Origin of the sequence: Falsiroseomonas ponticola, assembly GCF_016805305.1 — a bacterium.
Lineage (GTDB): Bacteria > Pseudomonadota > Alphaproteobacteria > Acetobacterales > Acetobacteraceae > Falsiroseomonas > Falsiroseomonas ponticola.
The window spans coordinates 591560-615756 of record NZ_JAERQN010000002.1; the positions used below are offsets into that span (position 1 = coordinate 591560).

Sequence of the window (24197 nt, forward strand, 5' to 3'; positions counted from 1 at the left end):
GGCCAGACCGCGCCCCATGCAGGGCGCGGCGGCCCCGAGGAGAAACGTTCCATGACGCTGCTGCGCCGCCGCGCCCTGCTCGCCACGCCGCTTGCCGCCGCCGCCATCCCGGCGCGGGCGCAGGATGCCTGGCCCAACCGCCCCATCCGCATCATCGCCCCCTTCGCGCCGGGCGGCAGCGCGGACACGCTCGGCCGGCTGGTGGCGCAGGAACTGCAGACCGCGCTCGGCCAGCCCGTGGTGGTGGAAAACCGCCCCGGCGCCGGCGGCGTGCTGGGCTCGCTGGCCGTCGCGCGCAGCGCGCCGGATGGCACCACCTTCGTCATCTCCGGCATCGCCAGCCATGTCGTGGCGCCGGCCATCAACAGCGCGGCCGGCTTCGACCCGGTGCGGGACTTTTCTCACATCGCCTTCCTCGGCGGCCCCCCCACCGTCTTCGTCGTCAACAACAGCGTGCCCGCCCGCACGCTGGCGGAATTCGTGGCGCTCGCCCGTGGCGGCCAGCGCTTCGCCTTCGGCTCGCCGGGTGCGGGCACGCATGGCCACCTCTTCGGCATCGCCTTCATGAACGCGGCGGGGTTCGAGATGGACCACATCCCCTATCGCGGCGCCGGCGCCGCCATGGGCGACATCATCGGCGGCAGCGTGCCCGCGGGCTCCATCACCCTCTCCTCCGCCGCCGGCGCCATCCGGGGCGGCCAGGTGCGCGCCCTCGCGCTCACCACCCCGACCCGCCCGCGGACCTTCCCGGACCTGCCGACCTTCAGCGAGCAGGGCTTCCCCCAGCTATCGGCCATGACCTGGTTCGGCCTGTCCGGCCCCGCCGGCCTGCCCGCGCCGATCGTGGAACGCCTCAATCGCGAAACCGTCCGCGCCATGGCGCTGCCGCGCATCCGCGAAAGGCTGGAAGCCGATGCGACGGAGGCCGTATCCATGACCGCGGCGGAATACACCCGCTTCATCGAAACCGAGACCGCGCGCTGGGCCCCCATCGCCCGCGCCGCCGGTGTCCGCGCCGAATAGGAAAGCCCTGCCCATGCCCCTGCTGCCCCTCTGCGCCACCACCGCCATCGCGGATGGAGAAGGCCAACGCGTGGACACGCCCGAAGGCGCCTTCGCCGTCTTCAACCTGGGCGGCGAGTTCTTCGTCCTCGACAACACCTGCACCCATGGCCCCGGCAACCTCGGCGACGGCTTCATCGAGAACGAGGAAGTCGAATGCGACTTCCACCAGGGCCGCTTCTCCATCCGCACCGGCGCCGCGACCGCCGCCCCCTGCATCGATCCCGTCCGCGTCTGGGATGTCGTGATCCAGGACGGGCAAATCTGCATCGACCCGAAGGCCGGGCACTACGCCGTATGAGCCTTCCCGTATTGGCCATCGCGCTCGGCGATCCCGCCGGCATCGGCCCTGAACTCGCGCTGAAGGCCGCGCTGCATCCCCGCACGCGGCAACTCTGCCGCCCGGTCCTGGTGGGCGATCCCGGCGTCATCGCCATCCACGCCGCCGGCGCCGGCATCACCGCGCGCTTGGTGGAACGCGCGGACGCCGCGGACGCCGAGGCGCTGCCCGACACGGTCGATATCCTGCCCCGCCAGCACTTCGCCCCCGGCGAATTCGCCCTCTCCAGCGTCACCGCCCGGAACGGCCGCGCGGCGCTGGACAGCGCCGCCGCCGCCATCGCCGCCGCCCGCACGGGCCAGGTCCATGCCGTGCTGGCCGCGCCGATGAACCAGACCGCCATCGCCGCCGCCGGCATCGCCTTCGACGGCTACCCCACCTTCGTCGCCCGCGAATGCGGCATGGCGGAGGAGGATGTCTTCCTCATGCTCTGCTTCGACACCACGCGCATCGTCCACGTCACGCTGCACGTCCCCGTCGCCCGCGCGCTGCAGCTGCTGACGCGGGATCGCATCACCGCCGCCATCCTCGCCGCCGACAGCGCCCTCAAGCGCCTCGGCATCGCGAAGCCCCGCATCGCGGTCGGCGGCCTCAACCCCCATGCCGGGGAAGGCGGCCTCTTCGGGACCGAGGACGACACGACCACCGCCCCCGCCATCGCCGCCGCCCGCGCGGCCGGCGCGCAGGTGGATGGGCCCTTCGGCGCCGACACCATGTTCCACAAATCGGGCTACGACGCCTTCACGGTCATGCTGCACGACCAGGGGCACATCGCCGCCAAGATGGTGGCGGCGCATCGCACGGCGGGCCTCACCATCGGCGCCCCCGTCCTCTTCTCCTCCGTGGCCCATGGCTCCGGCCATGACATCGCCGGCCGCGGCCAGGCGAACCCGACCGCGATGATCGAGGCGGTGGCCCGGCTCTGCGGCGCCGGCTGAGGCCTCAGCCCCGCCGCATGGCGCCCCGGATCGCGTCCAGCAGCGTGTCCATGTCGCGCTGGAAGGTGGGGCCATTGGCGTAGCCATCGGGGTCGCCGGCGCGTTCCATGAAGCGGCGCCAGACCGGCGTCGCCATGCCCTGGCGGAAGCGGTCATGCAGCCAGCCCGTCATCTCCTCCGTCAGCCCGGCGGGGCCGACCCAGCCCTTCATGTTCTCCGCCACCAGGTCGCTGCCCAGCTCCCGCATGGTGGGCACCTGCGGATAGGCGGGGTGGCGTTCGGCGGTGGTCACGGCCAGCGGCAGCATGTCCCCCGACGCCACCAGCCCGCCCAGCTCGTCGGAGGCCTGCACCGCCAGGTCGATCTGCCCCGCCAGCAGCGCCTGCTGCTGCGGCCCGCCGCCGGTATAGGGCACGTGCAGCAGCTCCGTCCCCGTCGCGCGTTCGAACATGATGAAGATGGAATGGGACAGCGTGCCGACGCCGGAGCTGCCATGGGTGATGCCGCCGCGATTGGCCTTCGCGGCCTCGATCACCTGGGCGAGGGTGGTGAACCGGCCCCCGCGCCCGCGCGTGCAGATGAAATGCGCGTTGCGCGTCAGGCGGATGACGGCGGAGAAGCTGCGCTTCGGGTCATAGGGCAGGTCCCGGTGGGCGGGCAGGGAGGTGCTCTCCGACCCCCCCGCCATCAGCAGCGTATGGCCATCCGGCGCCGCGCGCGCCACCTGCTCGGCGGCGATCGCCCCGCCCGCCCCGGGGCGGTTCACCACCACCAGCGGCACGGGGAAGGCGGGTGTCACGGCCTCCACGATGGTGCGGGCGATGATGTCGGTGCCGCCGCCCGGCGCGAAGCCGACGATCAGCTGCATCGGCCGCGTCGGCTGCCAGCCGGTCTGGGCGCGGGCCGAGACGGGGAGGAGGAGGGGGGTCGCGAGCAGGCTGCGGCGCGTCAGGCGCATCGGATGTCTCTCCCAGGGGCGCCCTCTGCGGGGCGGATCGGGGGAGCATGGCGGCGACCGGCCCCGCCTTCAATCGCCCTCGTCCGGGATGTTCAGCAGGCTTCCGCAGGCCTTGCAGTGCACCGCATCCGGGTCGTGGCGCATCAGGCCGCAGCTCTCGCAGCGGAAGCGCACCTTGGCCGGGCGGAACAGCGCCTGCGCCAGGCGCAGGAACAGCGTGACGCCCGCCAGCATGATGACGACGGTGGTCAGCCGCCCCCCGGTGCCCGCCAGGGTGATGTCGCCGAAGCCCGTCGTGGTCAGCGCCGTGACGGTGAAGTAGAGCGCATCCGCCCAGTTGGTGATGTCCGGGTTCACCCGGTGCTGCGTGGCATGCACCACGCCCGTCATCACGATGATGAAGACCAGCAGGTCGGCCGCCGCCACCACCGCTTCCTGGTTCCGCCGGAAGGCGGGCAGGTCCTGCCGCAGATGGATCACCAGCCGGGCGGAGCGCAGCAGCCGCAGCGTCCGCAGGCTGCGCAGGAACCCCCACCCCGCGAAGAAGGGCGCCAGCAGGAAGGAGACGACGGCCAACAGGTCCGCGATGCCCGCGGGGTGCAGCAATTCCCGCCTTGCGGCGCGCGAGGATCGCAGCCGCAGCGCCATCTCCCCCACCAGCACCAGCCCCACCGCGATGTCGATCGCCAGCACGGTGGTGGTCTCGGGCAGGAAGGATTCCAGGATCACCCAGCCCAGCGCCGCCAGGTCCAGCGCCAGCAGCCCATAGGCCGCCAGCGCCCCCGGCCGGCCGCCCACGCCCTGGAACTGGGGCAGGGTGCTCAGGGCCGCAACCCGAAGCCGAGGCCGGGGGTCTCCGGCACCACGATGCGCCCGCGCTCGACAGCGGGGTGGTGCGCGAAGCGGTCGCGCAGCGCCGCATGGGCGCCGTGGACTTCCAGCATGCCGCCATGGGCGTGGCCGGCCATGGCGGGCAGGCTCGCCGCCTCGAACCCGCCGGCGCCGGTCACGGGCACGCCATGCGCCTCCGCCAGGGCCATGATCCGCAGCATCGACGTGATCCCGCCGCAGAAGGCGGCGTTGGGCTGCAGGATATCCAGCGCGCCCTGCGCCAGCACGTCCCGGAACCAGCCCGGCGACTGCATCATCTGGCCGGAGGCGAGGGGAATGGCGGTCGCGCGGCGGAGTTCGGCCAGCGCGGCGATGTCGTTGTCCCGCACCGGTTCCTCGAAGAAGGCGATGTCGCAGTCGGCCACCATCGCCGCCAGCCGCTTCGCCTCCGCGACCGTGAAGCCGCAATTGGCGTCGAGCATCAGGGGCGCGTCGCCGATGGCGCGCCGCACCGCGCGGATGCGCGCCGCGTCTTCCGCCAGCGGCCGCCCGGTGCCGACCAGCACCTTCACACCGGCGAAGCCTTCCGCCAGCGCGGCCTCGCAGGCCGCCACCAGCTCGCTTTCCGCGAAGGCCGGCATCCCCGCGGTGGCATAGGCCGGCACCGAATCCCGCGCGCCGCCCAGCAGCCGCGCCACGGGCATCCCCAGCGCCTTGCCCTTGATGTCCCACAGCGCGAGGTCGAGCGCGGAGAGCGCCGCGACGAAGGGCCCGGTGGCGCCGCGCGGGTTCAACCGCTTGGCCAGCATCCCCCGCAGCGCCTCATGCGCCATCGGGTCCTGCCCCGTCACGGCCTGCGCGAATTCCCCGTTCAGCAGCGCCACGACCTGCGCGGAGAGGAAGCGGCCGGTCAGCCCTTCGCCGAAGACGCCCGCATCGGTCTCGACCCGCAGCCGCACGAAGCTCAGGCTCTCCCGCCCCGCATAGGCATCCGCGGCCCTGGCGGGCTTCAGATGCTCCGCGGCGGCAGTGAGCCCCGTGATCTTCATCAGCGCGTCGGCTTCGGCGGCGTCACGCTGTAATCATAAAAGCCCTTGCCGGATTTCCGGCCGAGCCACCCGGCCTCGACATATTTCCGCAGCAGCGGGCTCGGCCGGTACTTGCTGTCGCCCATGCCGGCCTGCAGCACCTCCATCACCGCCAGGCAGGTGTCGAGCCCGATGAAGTCGGCCAGCTCCAGCGGCCCCATCGGGTGGTTGCAGCCGAGCTTCATGCCCGTGTCGATGGAGACGATGTCGCCCACACCTTCCTGCAGCGCGACGCAGGCCTCGTTGATCATCGGCAGCAGGATGCGGTTGACGATGAAGGCGGGATAGTCGGCGGCATAGGCGACGGTCTTGCCCATGCGCTCCGCCAGCGACGCCACGGCCTGCACCGTCGCATCCTCCGTCGCCAGGCCGCGGATCACCTCGACCAGCTTCATCATCGGCACGGGGTTGAAGAAATGCATGCCGACGAAGCGGCCCGGCCGGTCCGTCGCCGCCGCCAGCCGCGTGATGGGGATGGAGGAGGTGTTGGACGCCACCAGCGCATCGGCGCGCAGATGCGGCGTCAGGGTCGCGAAGATCTTGAGCTTGAGGTCCTCCCGCTCCGTCGCGGCCTCGATCACCAGGTCGCACTCGGCGAAGCGGGCATAGTCCGTCGTGGTGGCGATGCGGGCCAGGGCCGCGTCCTTGTCGGCGGCGGCCAGGGTGCCCTTCTGTACCTGGCGGTCCATGTTCTTCGTGATGGTGGCGACGGCCTTGGCCAGCGCCGCCTCCGCCACGTCCAGCATCACCACCTCGATGCCCGCCTGCGCCGCGACATGGGCGATGCCGTTGCCCATCTGCCCCGCGCCGATGACGCCCAGCTTCTGGATCGTCGCCATCATTCACTCCCCCTTACATGAAAAACGCCGGGGCCGCCCGCGAAGGGGCCGCCACCGGCGCATCCGTCTCCCCGCCGAAGCGGATCGTCCTACTTCCGGTCGAGCTCGGCCTCGAGTTCCGGGATCACCTTGAAGACGTCGCCCACCAGGCCGTAATCGGCCACCTGGAAGATCGGCGCCTCCTCGTCCTTGTTGATGGCGACGATGACCTTGCTGTCCTTCATGCCCGCCAGGTGCTGGATGGCGCCGGAGATGCCGAAGGCCATGTAGAGTTCCGGCGCCACGATCTTGCCGGTCTGGCCCACCTGCATGTCGTTCGGCGCATAGCCCGCATCGACCGCGGCGCGGGACGCACCGATGGCGGCGCCGAGGCGATCCGCGACCCCTTCCAGGATCTTGAAGCTGTCGGAGGACCCCATGGCGCGGCCGCCGGAGACGACGACGCGCGCCGCCGTCAGCTCCGGCCGTTCCTGCTTCACGATCTCCGCGCCCACGAAGCTGGAGACGCCGGGATTCGCCGCCGCGGCCGCATCCTCGATGGCGGCGCTGCCGCCCTCGGCCGGGATGGGGTCGAAGCTGGCGGCGCGCACCGTCATCACCTTCTTCGCGTCGCTGGTCTTCACGGTCGCCAGCGCATTGCCGGCATAGATGAAGCGGCGGAAGGTGTCCGGCCCCTCCACGCCCGCGACATCGCTGATGATCTGCACGTCGAGCAGCGCGGCCACGCGCGGCATCACGTTCTTGCCGGCGGCGGAGCCCGGCGCCAGCAGCGCGTCATAGGCGGGCGCGAGGGAGACGAGCAGCGCCGCCACCGGCTCCGCCAGCGCCACGCCGTCGCCGGACGCGACCAGCACCTTGGCCACCCCCGGCAGCTTCGCCGCGGCCGCGGCGCCTTCCGCGCCCAGCACCAGCACATGGATGTCGCCGCCCAGCTTCTGCGCGGCCGCGACCGCGCTGCGGGTGGGCTGGGAGACCGTTTCGCCGCGATCGGCGAGGACCAGGACGGCCATGGTTCAGATCACCTTCGCTTCGTTGCGCAGCTTGTCCACGAGTTCGGCGACGCTGCCGACCTTCTTGCCCGCCTGGCGCTTCGGCGGCTCCTCCACCTTCAGCACCGTCAGCCGCGGCGTGACATCGACGCCGAGATCGGCCGGCTTCACCGTCTCGATCGGCTTCTTCCGCGCCTTCATGATGTTGGGCAGGGACGCGTAGCGCGGCTCGTTCAGCCGCAGGTCGGCGGTGACGATGGCCGGCAGCGTCAGCGCCACCGTCTCCAACCCGCCATCGATCTCGCGCGTCACCTTGGCCGTGCCGTCCGCGATCTCGACCTTGCTGGCGAAGGTGCCCTGGCCCCAGCCCAGCAGCGCCGCCAGCATCTGGCCGGTGGCGTTCATGTCGTCATCGATCGCCTGCTTGCCCAGGATGACCAGCTGCGGGCCTTCCTTCTCCACCAGCGCCTTCAGGATCTTGGCGACGGCCAGCGGCTCCGTGCCCTCGGCCTCCACCAGGATGCCGCGGTCGGCGCCCATGGCCAGCGCGGTGCGGATCTGTTCCTGCGCCGCCGCGGGGCCCACGGAGACGGCGACGATCTCCGTCGCCACCCCCTTCTCCTTCAGCCGGACCGCTTCCTCGACCGCGATCTCGTCGAAGGGGTTCATGGACATCTTGACGTTCGCCGTCTCGACCCCCGTGCCATCCGCCTTCACGCGGACCTTCACGTTGTAGTCGACCACCCGCTTGACGGGGACGAGGATTTTCATCGGTTGCCGGATCCCTGGTCGGCGCCGGCGCGCGTGGTGCACCGGGCGCAAATCGCTGCCGCAAAAACGGGCCGGACCATAGGGCGGTGGGTCCGGCCGGGCAAGGCGCGGCGGCCCGGCCCGATGCTGCGCCTGCTCAGGCCTTCACGAGGACCAGGAGCAGGAACAGGACGAGCGTCACGCCCTGCATGACGACCCTGAGCCGCATGAGCTTGTTGGACCGGGCGCCGCCGCCATCCTCGCTGCGGACCAGCCCGACCATCCCCGCGAACATGATGCCGAGGGTCGCGAGCAGGGAAAGGATGACGAGAACCATCAGGAACGTGACCATGCCGGCAACATGGCACGGATCGGCCCCAGGGCAAGCCGCCGGCGCGCCGGCTAGCGGCGGGCGCCGGCAATCGCCCAGGCCCCGGCCAGCACCGCCGCCACGCACATCAGGAAGCCCGCCTGGTAGCCCCCGGTCGCCGCGATCAGCAGGGAAAAGGCGGGCGGCGCCACCAGCATCGTGACCGCGAAGGCGAAGGAAAGGGCGGAGGTCGCGGCCCCCACCTGGCCGGGCGGGGCCAGGCGCGCGGCCTCCGCCAGCATGATCCCGTTCCAGCCGATGGCGGTGGCCCCCATCACCACCCCCGCCAGGGTGACGACCATGATGGGCCAGCCGGCATCGGCGAAGGCCAGCGTGCCCCCCGCCACCCCGGCGCCGATGCCGCAGGCCACCAGCACCAGCCTGGCGCCCCAGCGATCCGCCAGCAGCGCCCAGCCGATGCGCCCCACCACGCCGGCCGCCTGCGCCAGCGCCAGGTGCAGCCCCGCCTGGCCCAGCGCCACCCCCAGCGCCGCCACCTGATAGGCCACGAAGAAGGTGGAGAAGCAGAACTGCGCCACCCCGTAGCCGCAGGACATGGCGGTCAGCCGCGCCAGCGCCGGGTCCCGCCGCAGCAGGCCGACGGCGGCCACGGATTCGCGCAGCAGCCCGCCGAAGCCGCTGGCGCCGCCGCCCGGCGCATCCCGCCCCTGGTCCAGCCCCGCCCGCAGCGGCTGGATCGCCACCGCCACCACCAGCGCGATCCCGGCCATGCAGAGAATGCTGGCCCGCCAGCCCGCCAGCAGCGCGATCGCCGGCGCCAGCGCCGCCACCACCATGGCCCCCAGCGGCACCCCCGCCTGCTTCAGGCTGAACACCAGCGCCCGGCGCCGGGGCGGCGTATGGGCGGCGATCAGGTGGCTGCCCCCCGGCGTCAGCGGCCCATGCCCCAGCCCCGCCACCAGGGCGGAGACCACCAGCGCCACCGGATGCCCGATCGCGGCGATGGCGATGCCCAGCCCCACCGCCAGCATGCAGACCTGCAGCATGCGGACGCCGCCCCAGCGCTGGATCAGCGGCCCGGTGAAGGGGCCGGAGAACAGCGCCCCCAGATAGACCAGCGCGGTGTGGAAGCCCGCCAGGCTGGCCGGCACGCCCGTTTCCGCCGCCATGGCCGGCGCCAGCACCGGCACCGTCAGGAAGGCCCCCATCCCCGCCAGATGCGCCGCCAGCAGCGCGACCATGATGGACCAGAGGGAGGGCGGGGCGATCGGCACCCCCCATCCTCCCCCGCGCCGCGCTGCGCTGCAACATAGGGTGACGCATCGCAGGGTTGACCGCGGCCCCCCCGGCAGGGTGTACCGCTGCGCCATGCGCGCCCTCATCCGTGCCTTCCTGATCCTCCTGCCGCTCCTCGCCGCCCCGGCGCTGGCGCAGGTCCCGGGCATGCCCGCACCCCCCGCGGCCACGCCCGCCGCCCCGGCCGCCACGCCCGCCGCCAGCCCGGCGGAGCTCGACCGGCTGCTCGGCCTGCTGCGGGACGATGCCCGGCGGGCGGAGCTGATGCGGACGCTGGAGGCCCTGGCCGCCGCCCAGCGCAACGGCACCGCCCCCGCCGCCGCCCCGGCGGCCGAGCCCGCCCCCGCCGCGGCCGCGGAACCCGCGCTGCTGGCCCCCAACACGCTCGGCGCCCAGCTGCTGATCGGCGCCCAGCAGCGCCTGCAATCCATCTCGGAGAGCATGGTGGCCGCCGTCCAGGCGGCGACGGACCTGCCCGCGCTCTTCACCTGGCTCGGCGGCATGGCGCGGGACCCGGTGACGCAGACCCGCGTGATCGATGCCGCCTGGAAGCTCGCCCTGCTGTTCGGCGCCGGGCTGGTGGCGGAATGGGGCGCGCGGCGCGGCCTGCGCCGCTGGTCGGACCGGCTGGACGCCATGGCCCCCCCGCCCGATGCGCGCTGGACCTGGGTGCGCCGCGTGCCGCTGGTGCTGGCCCGCTTCCTGCTGGACCTGGTGCCGGTCGCGGCCTTCGCCATCATCTCCTACGGCATGATCGGCTTCGTCCGGCCCCTGCCGACGACCGAGCTGGTGCTGCTGACGGCCAACAACAGCTACATGGCGCTGCGCGCCGTCATGGCCATGTCGCGCGTCCTCTTCTCCCCCAACTCCACCCACCTCCGCCTGGTCCCGGCCAGCGACGAGACGGCGGCCTATGTCACCATCTGGGTCCGCCGCATCGTCGTGGTGGCGCTGGCGGGCTACGCCATCGCGGAATCCGGCCTGCTCTTCGGCATGCCCTGGGCGGCCTATGACGCGGTGCTGCGGCTCGACCTGCTGATCGTCTCCCTGCTGCTGGTCATCGTCATCCTGCAGAACCGCGAAGCCGCGGCGCAGGCGCTGCGCGCGCCGGAGCTGGCGGAAGGGGAGAACCCGGACCGCATGCGCCGCATGATGCGCGGGCTGCGCGACCGGCTGGCGGATATCTGGCACCTGCTCGCCATCCTCTGGCTCATGGCGCTATGGGGCGTCTGGGCGCTGGAGATCCGGGACGGCTTCGAACGCCTGATCCGCGTCTCCGCCACCACCATCCTGATCCTGGCCCTGGCCAAGCTGGCGGATGAGCTGGCGCGCCGCGCCATCATCCGCGGCTTCGCCATCGGCCCCGACATGGCCCGCCGCTATCCGGGGCTGGAAGCGCGGGCCAACCGCTACCTGCCCGTGCTGAAGGGCCTGGTGACGCTGGTCATCGGCGTGCTCGCCCTGCTGTTCCTGCTGGAAAGCTGGGGGATCGAATCCTTCGCCTGGTTCCGCCGCGGCCAGCTCGGCGCCCGCCTCCTCTCCTCCCTCGTCTCGGTCGGCCTGACCATCGTCACGGCCATCACGGTCTGGGAACTCGCGAACGCCGCGATCGAACGCTACCTGACGAAGCTGTCGCGCGACGCCAAGGCGGCCCGCAGCGCCCGCGTGCGCACGCTGCTGCCCATGCTGCGCACCGTGCTCTCCGCCGCCATCCTGATCTTCATCGCGCTGAACGTGCTGACCGAGATCGGCGTCAACGTCGCCCCCCTGATCGCCGGCGCCGGCGTCGTCGGCCTCGCCATCGGCTTCGGCTCCCAGACCCTGGTCCGCGACGTCATCACCGGCATCTTCCTGCTGTTCGAGGATGCGGTCGCGGTCGGCGACGTGGTGCAGGTGGGCGGCCTCTCCGGCGTGGTGGAACAGCTCTCCATCCGCTCCATCCGGCTGCGCGCCCAGGATGGCAGCGTCCACATCATCCCCTTCAGCGCCGTCACCACCGTCACCAACATGACGCGCGACTTCAGCTTCGCCGTGCTCGACGTCTCCGTCGCCTATGGGGAGGATACGGACCGCGTGGTGGCGGTGATGAAGGAGGTCGCGGCCGAGATCCGCGCCGACCCGAAATTCGCCCCCATCATCCGCGACGAGATGGAGGTGCTGGGCGTGGAGCGGCTGGCGGATTCCGGCGTGCTCATCCGCGCCCGCATCAAGGGGGAGCCGACGGCGCGCTGGGCGGTGGGGCGGGAATTCAACCGCCGCATCAAGCAGCGCTTCGACAAGCTCGGCATCGAGATCCCGTATCCCCACCAGAAGCTCGTCATCGACCGGGCGGAGAACAAGCACCCGGCCGAGGACCTGGCCGATGCCCCCCCGGCCAAGGCGTAGCGCGTGACATCCGGCCGCGCCGCTGCTAGCGTGGCCGGGTGACGACGCTCCGGACCCTGACCCTGCGGATTGCTGGGGGCCGAATTACCGGCCCGGCCGCCTGACCCGCGCCCCCGATGGGGGGCGTGGTCGCGCGTTGCCGGGTGCCTGGTCCCTTCGTCGCCCTTCCGGAGCCTTTCGTCAGATGTCCGATTTCCTCGATGCCGAGGCGCTGGTCGCCGCGCGCTTCACCGTCTCCGCCGATGCCTTCCCCGGCCTGCTCTCCCGCGTGCTGGAGCCCTTCGCCAAGCGGGACCTGGTCCCCGACCTGGTCCGCGCGACGCGGGAGGGGGATGGCATGCGGGCGGAGGTCGCGCTGCACGCCATGCCGCTCGGCATGGTCCATCTCGTCGCCGGCAATCTCGGCCAGATCATCGGCGTGCGGCGGGTGGAGGCGATGGAAGGCCGCGTGGTGCGCCTCGCGGCCTAGCCGCGGCCAGCATCTGGCGGCCTAGCCGCGGCAAGCACCTCGCGGCCTAGCCGCGGCCAGCATCTGGCGGCCTGGCCGCGGCCAGCATCTGGCGGCCTGGCACCGCCCCGGGGAGGGCGCGGCGTAACGACCGCGCCATCCGATTGAAGCGGCAGGGCCACGGGGCCATTTCCGGCGCATGAGCTACCTCCTCGCCATCCTCGTCCCGCCGCTCGCCATCCTGCTCCAGGGCCGGCCCTTCCAGGCCGTGTTCAACGGCATCCTGTGGCTGGGCGGCCTGCTCTTCATCCTGCTGCCCTTCCTGGTGGGGCAGGGGGCCTGGCTGCTGGCCGTGATCTGGGCGGTCATCGTCGTCTACAACCGCCGGAGCGAGGCGCGCGACCGCCGCCTGATCGAGGAAGCGCTGCGCCGGCGGGGCTGACCTACCCCCCGGCCGCCCGCGCCATGACCAGGTAGTTGACGCCGAGGTCCCGGCTCTCCCGCCACCCGCCCGTCAGCGGGTCCATCGTCATCCCCGCGATGTCGGTCACGCGCAGCCCGGCGCGCTTCAGCCCCGCGCCCAGTTCCCCCGGCGTGACGAACATCCGCCAGTCATGCGTGCCGATGGGCAGCAGCCGCAGCAGGTATTCCGCGCCGAGCTTGGCCATCAGGAAGGACCGCGCCGTGCGGTTGAGCGTGGAGAGGAAGACCGGCCCCGCCGCCAGCCCGGCCAGCGCCGCGTAGAAGGTTTCCCTCTCCTCCACATGCTCCACCACCTCCAGCGCGACGACGGCATCGAAGCGCCGCCCCTCCGCCAGCAGGTCCTCGGGCCCGCCCTCCCGGTACTCGATCTCCAGCCCCCCCGCCGCCGCATGGGCCCGCGCCGCGGCCAGGGCATCGGCGGCCGCATCCACCCCCGTCACCCGCGCGCCGAACCGGGAGAAAGCCTCGGAAGCCAGCCCCGCCCCGCAGCCCACATCCAGCAGCGTCAGCCCGGACAGGTCCCGCCCCGTCCGCCCATGGGCGCGGGCGATCCGCTCCGCGATCCAGCCCGTGCGCAGCGGGTTCATCCGGTGCAGCGGCTTCATCGGGCCCGCGGGGTCCCACCACCGGTCGGCCAGCGCGCCGAATTTCCGGATCTCCGCCTCGATCGCCGTGCCCGCCATGACCGCCCCCCCAACAAAAGCCCTGGTTGCCCAGGCAGGGTTCTCCCGGCGAGGTTGCCCGCCGGCCCGCCCCCCGTTATCTGTCCGCCCCCCGGCGGGGCGCAACGGGTCCACCCCGCCCGATCCGCCCCAAGACCCTTTTTGAACGGTATCCCGGACCCGGCCATGGCCCGCATCGTGATGAAGTTCGGCGGCACCTCCGTCGCCGACCTCGACCGCATCCGCAACGTCGCCAACCGCGTGAAGCGGGAGGTGGAGGCGGGGAACGAGGTCGCCGTCGTCGTCTCCGCCATGGCCGGCGCCACCAACCAGCTGGTCAAGTGGTGCCAGGACCTTTCCCCCCTGCATGACGCCCGCGAATACGACGTCGTGGTCGCAACGGGCGAACAGGTCACCATCGGCCTGCTTGCCATCGCGCTGCAGACCATCGGCGTCGAGGCCCGGTCCTGGCAGGGCTGGCAGATCCCCATCCTGACCGACCAGGCCCATGGCAAGGCGCGCGTCGAGAGCATCGACGGCTCGCTCCTGATCGAACGCATGCAGGCCGGCCAGGTGCCCGTCATCGCCGGCTTCCAGGGGCTGGAGCCGACGCGCAACCGCATCACCACGCTCGGCCGCGGCGGATCGGACCTCTCCGCCGTCGCCATCGCCGCCGCCGTGAAGGCGGATCGCTGCGACATCTACACCGATGTGGACGGCGTCTATACGACCGACCCCCGCATCGTGCCCCGTGCCCGCAAGCTCGACCGCATTTCCTATGAGGAGATGCTGGAACTCGCCTCGGTCGGCGCCAAGGTGTTGCAGACGCGCTCCGTGGAACTGGCCATGAAGCAGCGCGTGCGGGTGCAGGTGCTCTCCAGCTTCGAGGACAAGCCAGGCAGCCTGGTGGTTGACGAGGACGAAATCGTGGAACAGCCCATCGTGTCCGGCATCGCCTATTCCCGTGACGAGGCGAAGGTCACCCTCCGCCGCGTGCCGGACCGGCCCGGCGTCGCCGCCTCCGTCTTCGGCCCGCTCTCGGCCGCCAACGTCAATGTGGACATGATCGTCCAGAACATCGGCGCCGATGGCAGCACGGACATGACCTTCACGCTGGGCCGTACCGACCTGCCCCGCGCCCGCGACCTGCTGGAGAAGGAGAAGGCCAGCATCGGGTTCGAGGCGATGATCGCCGACCCGGATGTGGCCAAGATCAGCGTCGTCGGCATCGGCATGCGCACCCATGCCGGCGTCGCCACCACCATGTTCAAGACGCTGTCGGAGAAGGGGATCAACATCCAGGTGATCTCCACCAGCGAGATCAAGGTGAGCGTGCTGATCCCGGCCGACTACACCGAACTCGCGGTGCGCGCGCTGCACACCGCCTATGGGCTGGACGGGCCCGAGCCCGCCCGCCGCGGCGAGGGCTGATCCCATGGACGCGCTCCCCCCGGAGGCCCCGCCGGCCGAGGCCCTGGCCCGCCTCGATTCCCTGATGGCCCGCGGCGCCGCCTTCTTCGGCACGCGCTACGCCATCATGGGTGGCGCCATGTCCTGGGTGAGCGAGCGCAACCTGGTGGCGGCGCTGTCCAATGCCGGCGCCTTCGGCGTCATCGCCTGCGGCGCGATGGAACCGGACCGGCTGGCGCAGGAAATCGTCGGCACGCAGGCCCTCACGCAGAAGCCGTTCGGCGTGAACCTGATCACCATGCACCCGCGGCTGGACCAGCTGGTGCAGACCTGCCTCGACCACAAGGTCGGCCACATCGTCTTCGCCGGCGGCATCCCGCCGGCCTCCGCCATCAAGGCGGCCAAGGATGGCGGCGCCAAAATCGTCTGCTTCGCCCCCGCGCTGGCATTGGCGAAAAAGCTCATCCGCTCCGGCGCCGATGCGCTGGTGATCGAGGGGGCGGAAGCCGGCGGTCATATCGGCCCCGTCTCGCTCACCGTGCTGGCGCAGGAGATCCTGCCCTTCATCCGCGATGTGCCCGTCTTCGTCGCCGGCGGCATCGGGCGGGGGGAGGCGATTCTCTCCTACCTCGAGATGGGCGCGGCCGGCGCGCAACTCGGCACCCGCTTCGTCTGCGCCACCGAATCGATCGCCCATCCGAACTTCAAGCGCGCCTTCATCCGCGGCGCCGCGCGGGATGCGCTGCCGACCGTGCAGCTCGATGAACGCTTCCCCGTCATTCCCGTCCGCGCCCTGCAGAACGAGGGCACGAAGCGGTTCCTCGAGCACCAGGCCGCGACGATCCGCCGCTTCCTGGCGGGCGAGGTGGAGAAGGCGGCCGCGCAGCTCGACATCGAGCATTACTGGGCCGGCGCGCTGCGCCGCGCGGTGGTCGATGGCGATGTGGAGAACGGGTCGCTGATGGCCGGGCAGAGCGTCGGCATGGTCACGCGCGAACAACCCGCGGTCGAGATCGTGCAGGAGCTGATCACGCAGGCCGCGTCCGCCATCGCGGCGCGCCAGGCCGCCTGACCGCGCCGATATCCTGACAGCTGCATGACGCGCGTTGCCGCGCGCGTGATTCGGTTTGCGGCCTTCGCGGCCGCGCGCTAGGTGTCCATGCCGTGCCCTACGATCTGAAGCGCATCCCCCGAAAGCCCGACTCCACCGGCGCAGAGGCCGCGCGGGTGGGCGAGGAACTCCGCGACTCCCGCCTGGCCCTCGGCCTGTCGGTGGAGGAGATGGCGGTCCGCCTCCGCATCCGCCGCCCCTATCTGGAAGCGCTGGAGGAAGGCCGCATCGCGGACCTGCCCGGCGCCGCCTATGCCGTCGGCTTCGTGCGCACCTATTCGGTGGCGCTCGGCCTCGATGCGGATGAGATGGTGCGCCGCTTCCGCGACCTGTCCGGCGCCGCGGTCACGCGCAAGACGACGCTGGTGTTTCCAGAACCCGTGCCGGAACGCGGCATGCCCGCGGGCGGCGTGATCGGCATCGGCGCCGTCATCGCCATCGGTGCCTATGTCGCCTGGTTCAACTGGACCGGCGGCGGCAACCGCACCGTCGATGTCGTGCCGCCCGTGCCGCCGCGCCTTGAAGCCGCGGCCGAACAGGGCCGCAGCCAGCTGCCCGGCGCCAATGCCAATCGCGGGGAGGGGACGCTGCCGCTCTCCGCCCTGCCGCCGCCCGGCGGGATCAACGCGCCGGGCGCCAATACCGCCGCCCAGGCCGCCACCGTCCCCGCCGCCCCGCCGCCCCCCGTGGTGGCCCCGGCGCCCGCGCCGCCGCCGCCCCTCATCGCCGGTCTGCCGGAAGGCACCAAGGTCGCGCTGCGCGCCCGCGCCAATAGCGGGGAGAACGGCGTCTGGCTGCAGGTGCGGGACCCCCGCAACGGCCAGGTGCTGCTGAACCGCGTGCTGCGCGCGGGCGAACACTGGCCCGTGCCGCCGCGCGACGGCCTGCTGCTGGATACCGGCCGCGCCGATGCGCTGGAGATCGTGGTGGAGAACACCCTCTCCCCGGCGCTGGAGGGCATCATCGGCGTCCGCCGCAACATCGTGCTGGACCCCGATCGCCTGCGCCAGCGCCTGGTGCCCGCGACCGCCAGCAACGCCCCGCCGCCGGCCACCATCCGCACCAACTGAGGCGAAGGCTCCCTCCCCCGCGCTTGCGGGGTACAGTCGGGGTGGGGGTATTCGCAAGCCGCTTCCCCCTGTGATCCCGGTCCCCGGCACCCTATGCTGAGGGGCAAGGAACCAGGGACCACGGACGCAGCATGGCCTATCGCCCCTACCAGCAGATCGCCCGCCGCAAGTCGCGGCTGATCCATGTGGGCAAGGTCCCGGTCGGCGGCGACAGCCCCATCACCGTCCAGACCATGACCAACACGCCCACCGAGGACGCCCAGGCGACGATCGAGCAGATCCGCCGCTGCGAACTCGCGGGCGTGGACATCGTCCGCGTCAGCGTGCCGACCGAGGAAGCGACCGCCGCATTGGCGGAAATCGTGCGGGAGGTGAATGTCCCGATCGTCGCCGACATCCACTTCCACTACCGCCGCGCGATCGAGGCCGCGGAGGCCGGCGCCGCCTGCCTCCGCATCAACCCCGGCAATATCGGCAGCAAGGAACGGGTGAAGGAGGTCGTGAAGGCCGCCCGCGACCATGGCTGTTCCATCCGCATCGGCGTGAACGCCGGCAGCCTGGAGAAGCACCTGCTGGAGAAATACGGGGAGCCCAACCCGGATGCGCTGGTGGAAAGCGCGCTGTGGCACGCCGACCACCTCCTCCAGGAAGGCTTCGACAACTTCAAGATCAGCGTGAAGGCGTCCGATGTCTTCCTCGCCGTCGCCGCCTACCAGCAGCTGGCGGAGGCCTGCGACCACCCCCTCCATATCGGCATCACGGAGGCCGGCGGCCGCCGCGCGGGCACGGTGAAATCCGCCATCGGCCTCGGCAGCCTGCTCTGGGCCGGCATCGGCGACACGGTCCGCGTCTCGCTGAGCGCGGAGCCGGAGGAGGAGGTCTCGGTCGGCTGGGAATTGCTGAAGTCCCTGCACATCCGCCACCGCGGCGTGAAGGTCATCTCCTGCCCGTCCTGCGCCCGCCAGGGCTTCGACGTGATCCGCACGGTGGAGAAGCTGGAGGAGCGCCTGGCCCATATCGACCAGCCCATCTCCCTCAGCATCATCGGCTGCGTGGTGAACGGCCCCGGTGAGGCGCTGATGACCGATATCGGCCTGACCGGCGGCGGCGCCGGCACGCACATGGTCTACGGCATGGGCAAGACCAGCCACACGATCAGGACGGAGGAGATGGTGGAGCACATCGTCGGCCTCGTGGAGGCCCGCGCCGACGCCATGAAGGCCGCCAAGGCCGCCGAGGCAGCGGCGGCCGAGAAGCAGGCCGCCGAGTAGCCCGTGCACCCGGAGATCCTCCGCCACCAGGACGCCATCGCGGCCCTCTGCCGCCGCTTCGGCGTGACCCGGCTGGAGGTCTTCGGTTCGGCGGCCCGCGGCGACGATTTCGATCCGGCGCGGAGCGACGTGGACCTTCTGGTGGAGTTCACGCCCGAGGCCCGCTTCGACTTCGCCGCCTTCGCCGACCTGAAGGACGCGCTGGAAGCCTTGTTCGGGCGGGAGGTAGACCTCATCGACCGCCCGGCCATCGAGAAAAGCCACAACCCCATCCGCCGCGCCACCATCCTGGGTGACGCCCAGCTCCTCTTCGCCGCATGACGCGCGGCCCGAAGGACGACGCGGCCCTGCTGCGGGATCTTTTCAAGGCGGCCAACGCCGCGCTTCGCTTCGCCGAGGGCCTGGACGAAGCCGCCTTCCTCGCCAGCGAATTGCACCAGGAAGCCATCGCCCGCGTCGTTGGCGTGGTGGGTGAGTCCGCCTGGCGCATGACGCCTGCCTTCAAGGCGGCGCATCCAGACATTCCCTGGCAGGCCATGGCCGGAATGCGGCACCGGATCGTCCACGACTACCCCGATGTCGATCCGGAGACCGTGTGGCGCGTGGTGACCCACGAACTGCGGCCTCTTCTGGAGCGCCTGCGACCCCTGGTGCCCCCCGACACGCCCTGAACCGCCCCTTGCCCCGCCGCGCGCCTCGCGCCTCTTGCTCCTACGCGCCGCAGGCGCGATACGCCCCCCATGGCCAGCACCCCCCTCCAGCCCGTCCGCGGCACCCGTGACCTGATCGGCGAGGACCACCGCCGGCACCATCACGTCATCACCGCCGCGCGCCGGATCACCGGCCTCTACGGCTTCGAGGAATGGGCCACGCCCATCTTCGAGGACACGCGCGTCTTCGCCCGTTCCCTCGGGGAGACCTCTGACGTCGTCAGCAAGGAGATGTATTCCTTCACCGACCGCGGCGGCGATTCCATCACGCTCCGGCCGGAGAACACGGCCGGCGTCTGCCGAGCCCTGGTCACCAACGGCCTGACCCAGTCCAACCTGCCCCGCAAGGTCTTCTATGCCGGGCCGATGTTCCGCTACGAGCGTCCGCAGAAGGGCCGCTACCGCCAGTTCCACCAGATCGGCGCGGAGATCCTCGGCGCCGCCGAGCCCCTGGCCGATGCGGAAGTCATCGCCGCCGGCTGGAACATCCTCCAGGACCTCGGCATCAGCGATGGCGTGGTGCTGGAGATCAACACGCTGGGCGACGCCGAAAGCCGTGACGCCTACCGCACGGCCCTCGTCGCCCATTTCACCGCGCACAAGGACAGCCTGTCCGAGGACAGCCGCATCCGGCTCGAGAAGAACCCGATGCGCATCCTGGACAGCAAGGATGAGGGCGACCGCAGGATCGTCGCCACCGCCCCCACCATCCAGCCCTATCTGACCCCCGCCGCGTCGGCCTTCTTCGCCGCCGTCCTCAAGCACCTCGAAACCCTGGGGGTCCCCACCCGGGAGAACCCGAGGATCGTCCGCGGCCTCGACTACTACAGCCACACGGCCTTCGAATTCGTCACGGACCGCCTCGGCGCTCAGGGCACCGTCATGGCGGGTGGCCGCTATGACGGCCTGGTCGAGGAGATGGGCGGCCCCGCTACCCCCTCCGTCGGCTGGGCCGCCGGCGTCGAACGCCTGTCGATGCTGCTCGCCGCCACCCCCGCCGCCCCGCGCCCCGTGGCGGTGATCCCGGTCAGCGAGGCGCAGGAAGCCGCCGCCATCCAGCTCACGCAGCAGCTCCGCCAGGCCGGCGTGACGGCGGAGATCGCCTACAAGGGCAACCTCAAGCGCCGCATGGAACGCGCCAACAAGATCGGCGCCCGCGCCGCCCTGATCCTGGGCGAGGATGAGGTGGCGCAGGGCATCGTCCAGCTCCGCGACCTCGATGCCGGCACCCAGGACCGCATCACCGCGGCGGAGGCCGTGGCCAGGCTGCGCGGATGAGTCTCCCCCAGAAGCTGGACCGCCTCCTCTCCCGCGCCGAGGAGATCCGCGACCAGCTCAACACGGCGGATGGCGCGCAGGTCGGCGCGCTGTCCAAGGAGCTCTCGGAGCTCGAGCCGCTGGTCGAGAAGGTCCAGGAATACCGCGCCACCGAAAGGGGGCGCGATGAGGCCGAGGCCATGCTCGGCGACCCGGAGCTGCGCGAGCTGGCGGAGCCCGAATACTTCGCGCTGCGCGACCGCCTGCCGGTGCTGGAACGCGAGATCCGCCTGATGCTGCTGCCGCGCGACGCCGCGGACCAGGGCAACGCGATCCTGGAGATCCGCCCCGCCGCCGGCGGCGACGAGGCCGCGCTCTTCGCCGCCGAGCTTTTCGCCGCCTACCAGCGCTACGCCGCCACCCAGGGCTGGCGGTTCGAGGTGCTGGAATATGACGAGGGCGAGCTGGGCGGCGTGAAGGGCGCCTCCGCCTCCATCGAGGGTCGCGGCGTCTTCGCCCGCCTGAAGTTCGAAAGCGGCGTCCATCGCGTGCAGCGCGTACCCGCGACCGAAAGCCAGGGCCGCATCCACACCTCCACCGTGACCGTCGCCGTGATGGCGGAGGCCGAGGAGGTGGATGTGCAGATCAACGAAAGCGACCTCCGCATCGACACCTACCGCGCGTCGGGCGCCGGCGGCCAGCACGTCAACAAGACGGACAGCGCGGTGCGCATCACCCACATCCCGACCGGGACGGTGGTGGCGATGCAGGAGGAGCGGAGCCAGCACAAGAACCGCGCCAAGGCCATGAAGGTGCTGCGCGCCCGCATCTATGACGCGCAGCGCAACAAGCTCGACACCGCCCGCGCCGCCGACCGCAAATCCCAGGTCGGCACCGGCGACCGCAGCGAGCGCATCCGCACCTACAACTTCCCCCAGGGCCGCGTGACCGACCACCGCATCGGCCTGACGCTGCACAAGATCGACCGCGTCATGCAGGGCGAGTTCGACGAGATCATCGGCGCCCTGGTCGCCGAGGACGAGGCCGCCCGCCTGGCGGCGGAAGCCGAATGATGACCCCCTGTTCCCTCCCCCGCGCTTGCGGGGGGGCGGGGCACGGCCACGACGCCGAAGGCTGGTTAGGGTGGGGGTCGGCGTGACATCCTGCCCCCCCGGCCAATCCGTCGGCGCCTATCTCTGCCAGGCCGGCCAGGTGCTCCGCGCCGCCGCCATCGACCAGCCCCGCTTCGAGGCCCGGCTCCTCCTCGCCCATGCCATGGGCACCACCCAGGACGCCCTGCTCCGCGACCCCCGCGCCGAGGTCCCCGAAGCCGCCGCCACCCGCTTCGGCCAGGCCCTCAAGGCCCGCCTCGACCATGTCCCCGTCGCCCATATCCTCGGCCGCCAGGGCTTCTGGACCCTCGACCTCGCCGTCTCCCCCGCCACGCTGATCCCCCGCCCCGACAGCGAATCGCTGGTGGAGGCCGCGCTGGAAGCCTTCCCGGACCCGGCGCGCCCGATCCGCGCGCTGGACCTCGGCACCGGCACCGGCGCGCTGCTGCTGGCCTTCCTCGCCGAACGCCCCGCCGCCTTCGGCATCGGCCTGGACCGCGCGCCCGAGGCCGCTTCGCTGGCCGCCCGCAACGCCCGCGACAACGGCCTGGCGGATCGCGCCGCCTTCCTGGCCGGGGACTGGGCCACGGCGCTCGACTCGACCTTCGACCTGGTGCTCTCCAACCCCCCCTATATCGAGCGCGACGCCATCCCGGGCCTGATGCCCGACGTCGCCCGGCACGAACCGGCCCTCGCCCTGGATGGCGGGCCGGACGGGCTCGATGCCTATCGCGCCATCACCGCCGCGCTGCCAGGCCTGCTCGCCCCCGGCGGAGTCGCGATCCTCGAACTCGGCCAGGGCCAGCGCGCGGCGGTGGAGGGCCTGGCCCGCGCCGCCGGGCTGCAACCCGCGGGATGCCGCGCCGATCTCGGCGGGATCGACCGCGCCCTGATCCTCGCAAAGGATCACATCGCGAAAAAACCGTTTGTCGCGCCCCCGGCGGCGCACTAGGTTGGCCGCGCGGCCCGGGATGCCTTTGCGCGCCCCGGCACCGCCGGCAGAAGCGGCCGGGCAAGGGTGGACGGGGGCAATCGGCCCGGTTCCAGCCGCCGGCGTGCCGCGATGACGCAACCCGAAGATGCCGCGTTCCCGGTCGGGGCCTTCCCGCCCGGCGGCGCGATTGCGAGACGGCGAACGCCATACCAATGAACATGAAGCGCATGCGCGGCCGCGGCGGCAACCGCCACGGGGGCGGAGGTGGCGGCGGCGGCGGTCCGTACCGCCAGGGCGGCGGCGGCGGTGGCGGCGGGGGAGGCGGCGGCGGCGGCCACCAGCCGATGAACCGCAACCACGTCTTCGACAGCAACGGCCCGGATATGCGCCTGCGCGGCACGGCCCAGCAGTTGTTCGAGAAGTACCTCCAGCTCGGCCGGGACGCGACCAGCGCCAGCGACCGCGTCATGGCCGAAAGCTACTTCCAGCATGCGGAGCACTATTTCCGCATCCTCAACGCCATGAGCCAGGCGGCCCAGCAGCAGGGCGGCCCGCCCCAGCACCAGCAGCGCCGCTACCAGAACGGCCCGGACCAGGATGGCGGCGGGGAGGGCAGCGGCGAACAGCCCGACCTCAACCGCAACGAAGCCAACCTGGCGCAGCAGATCCACGCGCCCCAATACGGCAACGGCCATGCGGACCGCGGCAACGGCCACGCCATGGACCAGGACGACCAGCAGCCCGATCCCCGCGACCGGGACCGGGACCAGCGGGACGGGTGACTGGCGGGGGACCTGTCCCCCTGCACCAACCCCGCACGCAGGGGGACGCCGTCCCCCTGCACCCCCGGCCAGGGTCGAAGGCGACCCTGGACCGCCGGGATCCGGGCTATTCCGGCAGCACGCTGACATCCAGCGGCAGCACCGCGCCCATCCGCAGCGCATGCGCCGTGTGATCGGCCCGCTGGCGCCCGGTCTCGGGATGCACCAGCACCGTCAGCCCGGCCCGGTTCAACGCGATGAAGGGCACCAGCTCCGGGAACAGCGCGGCCGGAAAAGCCACCTGGTACATGGCCGTGGGATGCGGGCCGACCGGCACGTCATGCCACCGCCCCAGCACCGCATCCGGGAAGCGCGCCGCGATCCCCTCCCGCAGCGCCGCCGCCACCGGCCGCGTCGCCGCCGGGTCGTAGTAGATATGGGCGTGCCAGCCCGAGATCGCGTCGCTCATCCATCGCATTCCTGAAGGCCGTCACAGCCTCCCGCCCCGCGCGGCAAGGCGCAAGCCGGCAACCCCTCAGCCCCGGGGCAGCATCGAATCCAGGATGGCATCCACCGTCAGCGCCGCGATGCGCTGGGCCTCCGCCGCATCCAGCCGGCAGACATCGCGCAGCGCCAGCCAGGCCTCCAGCCCCGTTGCCCCGGACAAGGCCCGCACCAGGTCCTGGAAGGCCGCCGGCGCCATCCGGTCCCGCACCGGGGCCAGCGCCAGCTCATACATCGGCAGCCGCCGCCCGCCCCGGACCAGCGGCGCACCCTCCTGGGCGGAAGCCTCCAGCGCCTTGGCCAGGAACAGGCGGAACCCCCGCTCATTCGCCGCCGTCGCCTCGAAGAGGTAGCGATGCACCCGATGCACCCGCTCCCGCACCTCGGCGGCATCGCCCACCACCTCGGCGGGCCCGGCGAAGCGGCCATCCAGCGCCGCCTCCATCGCCAGCGTGTCGGCCTCCTGGAAATAGCGATAGGCGGTGGCCTTGGAGATGCCGGCCTCCGCCGCCGCGGCCGCCACCGTCACCGCCTCGCCGCGCGCCACCAGCGCCCGCGCCGCCGCCAGCAGCGCCTGCCGTGTCCTCAGCTTCTGGGCCGACCGGCCGGTATCCAGGCGCATGCCACCACCCCGGGGCTTCATGATACTATTGTCTC

General features: G+C 72.0%; 27 protein-coding genes. 16 read left to right on the forward strand and 11 right to left on the reverse strand.

Annotated features, from left to right (window positions below):
- Window positions 1-51: 51 nt before the first annotated feature.
- The 3 genes from JJI54_RS10295 to JJI54_RS10305 are packed head-to-tail and all read left to right on the forward strand — an operon-like array spanning window position 52 to window position 2340.
- Window positions 52-1023, forward strand: a complete 972-nt coding sequence (locus JJI54_RS10295) for a Bug family tripartite tricarboxylate transporter substrate binding protein (protein WP_203072863.1) — start codon at window positions 52-54, stop codon at window positions 1021-1023.
- Window positions 1024-1036: 13 nt separating this feature from the next.
- On the forward strand, window positions 1037-1363 hold the full coding sequence (locus JJI54_RS10300; RefSeq protein ID WP_203072864.1) for a non-heme iron oxygenase ferredoxin subunit: 327 nt from the start codon (window positions 1037-1039) through the stop codon (window positions 1361-1363).
- Window positions 1364-1374: 11 nt separating this feature from the next.
- Entirely contained in the window at window positions 1375-2340 is a 966-nt protein-coding gene (locus JJI54_RS10305) for a PdxA family dehydrogenase (RefSeq protein WP_203072865.1), read from the forward strand.
- A 4-nt stretch (window positions 2341-2344) separates the two neighbouring features.
- Here the strand turns inward: JJI54_RS10305 and JJI54_RS10310 are convergent, their stop codons facing one another.
- The 8 genes from JJI54_RS10310 to JJI54_RS10345 all read right to left on the reverse strand — a co-directional run bounded on the left by JJI54_RS10310 (window position 2345) and on the right by JJI54_RS10345 (window position 9400).
- Window positions 2345-3298: a Bug family tripartite tricarboxylate transporter substrate binding protein gene (locus tag JJI54_RS10310; protein WP_203072866.1), complete on the reverse strand. Its 954-nt coding sequence runs from the start codon at window positions 3296-3298 to the stop codon at window positions 2345-2347.
- Between the two features lie 69 nt (window positions 3299-3367).
- On the reverse strand, window positions 3368-4096 hold the full coding sequence (locus tag JJI54_RS10315; RefSeq protein WP_203072867.1) for a potassium channel family protein: 729 nt from the start codon (window positions 4094-4096) through the stop codon (window positions 3368-3370).
- Window positions 4097-4119: 23 nt separating this feature from the next.
- Window positions 4120-5178: a mandelate racemase/muconate lactonizing enzyme family protein gene (locus JJI54_RS10320; protein ID WP_203072868.1), complete on the reverse strand. Its 1059-nt coding sequence runs from the start codon at window positions 5176-5178 to the stop codon at window positions 4120-4122.
- On the reverse strand, window positions 5178-6056 hold the full coding sequence (locus tag JJI54_RS10325) for a 3-hydroxybutyryl-CoA dehydrogenase (RefSeq protein WP_203072944.1): 879 nt from the start codon (window positions 6054-6056) through the stop codon (window positions 5178-5180). The genes JJI54_RS10320 and JJI54_RS10325 overlap by 1 nt, the downstream gene beginning before the upstream one ends.
- 89 nt (window positions 6057-6145) lie before the next feature.
- Entirely contained in the window at window positions 6146-7066 is a 921-nt protein-coding gene (locus tag JJI54_RS10330; protein WP_203072869.1) for an electron transfer flavoprotein subunit alpha/FixB family protein, read from the reverse strand.
- A 3-nt stretch (window positions 7067-7069) separates the two neighbouring features.
- A complete protein-coding gene (locus tag JJI54_RS10335) occupies window positions 7070-7816 on the reverse strand; it encodes an electron transfer flavoprotein subunit beta/FixA family protein (RefSeq protein WP_203072870.1) in 747 nt (248 codons plus the stop codon).
- Between the two features lie 136 nt (window positions 7817-7952).
- Window positions 7953-8132 (reverse strand): twin transmembrane helix small protein, encoded by a 180-nt coding sequence (locus JJI54_RS10340; RefSeq protein WP_226381600.1) that lies wholly within the window; start codon window positions 8130-8132, stop codon window positions 7953-7955.
- A 65-nt stretch (window positions 8133-8197) separates the two neighbouring features.
- A complete protein-coding gene (locus tag JJI54_RS10345) occupies window positions 8198-9400 on the reverse strand; it encodes an MFS transporter (RefSeq protein ID WP_203072872.1) in 1203 nt (400 codons plus the stop codon).
- Between the two features lie 94 nt (window positions 9401-9494).
- Here JJI54_RS10345 and JJI54_RS10350 point away from each other — a divergent pair, with 94 nt between their 5' ends.
- The 3 genes from JJI54_RS10350 to JJI54_RS10360 all read left to right on the forward strand — a co-directional run bounded on the left by JJI54_RS10350 (window position 9495) and on the right by JJI54_RS10360 (window position 12697).
- Entirely contained in the window at window positions 9495-11807 is a 2313-nt protein-coding gene (locus JJI54_RS10350; RefSeq protein WP_226381601.1) for a mechanosensitive ion channel family protein, read from the forward strand.
- Between the two features lie 184 nt (window positions 11808-11991).
- A complete protein-coding gene (locus JJI54_RS10355; protein ID WP_203072873.1) occupies window positions 11992-12276 on the forward strand; it encodes a hypothetical protein in 285 nt (94 codons plus the stop codon).
- A gap of 178 nt (window positions 12277-12454) precedes the next feature.
- Window positions 12455-12697 carry a hypothetical protein gene (locus JJI54_RS10360; protein ID WP_203072874.1) on the forward strand — a complete coding sequence of 81 codons (243 nt, stop codon included), beginning with the start codon at window positions 12455-12457 and terminating at the stop codon, window positions 12695-12697.
- A gap of 1 nt (window position 12698) precedes the next feature.
- Here the strand turns inward: JJI54_RS10360 and ubiG are convergent, their stop codons facing one another.
- Window positions 12699-13421: a bifunctional 2-polyprenyl-6-hydroxyphenol methylase/3-demethylubiquinol 3-O-methyltransferase UbiG gene (ubiG, locus tag JJI54_RS10365; RefSeq protein WP_203072875.1), complete on the reverse strand. Its 723-nt coding sequence runs from the start codon at window positions 13419-13421 to the stop codon at window positions 12699-12701.
- 165 nt (window positions 13422-13586) lie between these two features.
- Here ubiG and JJI54_RS10370 point away from each other — a divergent pair, with 165 nt between their 5' ends.
- The 10 genes from JJI54_RS10370 (at window position 13587) to JJI54_RS10415 (ending at window position 23057) form a co-directional block, all read left to right on the forward strand.
- Entirely contained in the window at window positions 13587-14831 is a 1245-nt protein-coding gene (locus tag JJI54_RS10370; protein ID WP_203072876.1) for an aspartate kinase, read from the forward strand.
- Window positions 14832-14835: 4 nt separating this feature from the next.
- Window positions 14836-15882, forward strand: coding sequence for an NAD(P)H-dependent flavin oxidoreductase (locus JJI54_RS10375; RefSeq protein WP_203072877.1), 1047 nt, complete (start codon window positions 14836-14838; stop codon window positions 15880-15882).
- Window positions 15883-15974: 92 nt separating this feature from the next.
- On the forward strand, window positions 15975-16991 hold the full coding sequence (locus tag JJI54_RS10380; RefSeq protein WP_203072878.1) for a helix-turn-helix domain-containing protein: 1017 nt from the start codon (window positions 15975-15977) through the stop codon (window positions 16989-16991).
- Window positions 16992-17122: 131 nt separating this feature from the next.
- The gene (ispG, locus tag JJI54_RS10385) at window positions 17123-18262 is read left to right on the forward strand and encodes a flavodoxin-dependent (E)-4-hydroxy-3-methylbut-2-enyl-diphosphate synthase (protein ID WP_203072879.1); all 1140 of its coding nucleotides are present in this window, start codon (window positions 17123-17125) and stop codon (window positions 18260-18262) included.
- A 3-nt stretch (window positions 18263-18265) separates the two neighbouring features.
- The gene (locus JJI54_RS10390) at window positions 18266-18583 is read left to right on the forward strand and encodes a nucleotidyltransferase family protein (protein ID WP_203072880.1); all 318 of its coding nucleotides are present in this window, start codon (window positions 18266-18268) and stop codon (window positions 18581-18583) included.
- A complete protein-coding gene (locus JJI54_RS10395) occupies window positions 18580-18933 on the forward strand; it encodes a HepT-like ribonuclease domain-containing protein (RefSeq protein ID WP_203072881.1) in 354 nt (117 codons plus the stop codon). Before JJI54_RS10390 ends, JJI54_RS10395 begins: the two co-directional genes overlap by 4 nt.
- Window positions 18934-19002: 69 nt before the next feature.
- Window positions 19003-20250 carry a histidine--tRNA ligase gene (gene hisS / locus JJI54_RS10400; protein WP_203072882.1) on the forward strand — a complete coding sequence of 416 codons (1248 nt, stop codon included), beginning with the start codon at window positions 19003-19005 and terminating at the stop codon, window positions 20248-20250.
- The gene (gene prfA / locus JJI54_RS10405) at window positions 20247-21302 is read left to right on the forward strand and encodes a peptide chain release factor 1 (RefSeq protein ID WP_203072883.1); all 1056 of its coding nucleotides are present in this window, start codon (window positions 20247-20249) and stop codon (window positions 21300-21302) included. The genes hisS and prfA overlap by 4 nt, the downstream gene beginning before the upstream one ends.
- A gap of 82 nt (window positions 21303-21384) precedes the next feature.
- Window positions 21385-22293 (forward strand): peptide chain release factor N(5)-glutamine methyltransferase, encoded by a 909-nt coding sequence (gene prmC / locus JJI54_RS10410; protein ID WP_203072884.1) that lies wholly within the window; start codon window positions 21385-21387, stop codon window positions 22291-22293.
- Between the two features lie 209 nt (window positions 22294-22502).
- Complete coding sequence (locus tag JJI54_RS10415; protein ID WP_404817612.1) at window positions 22503-23057, forward strand: DUF4167 domain-containing protein; 555 nt, start codon at window positions 22503-22505, stop codon at window positions 23055-23057.
- Window positions 23058-23163: 106 nt separating this feature from the next.
- Here the strand turns inward: JJI54_RS10415 and JJI54_RS10420 are convergent, their stop codons facing one another.
- Window positions 23164-23505, reverse strand: a complete 342-nt coding sequence (locus JJI54_RS10420; RefSeq protein ID WP_203072886.1) for a DOPA 4,5-dioxygenase family protein — start codon at window positions 23503-23505, stop codon at window positions 23164-23166.
- Between the two features lie 66 nt (window positions 23506-23571).
- Window positions 23572-24162, reverse strand: coding sequence for a TetR family transcriptional regulator (locus JJI54_RS10425; RefSeq protein ID WP_203072887.1), 591 nt, complete (start codon window positions 24160-24162; stop codon window positions 23572-23574).
- Between the last annotated feature and the right edge of the window lie 35 nt (window positions 24163-24197).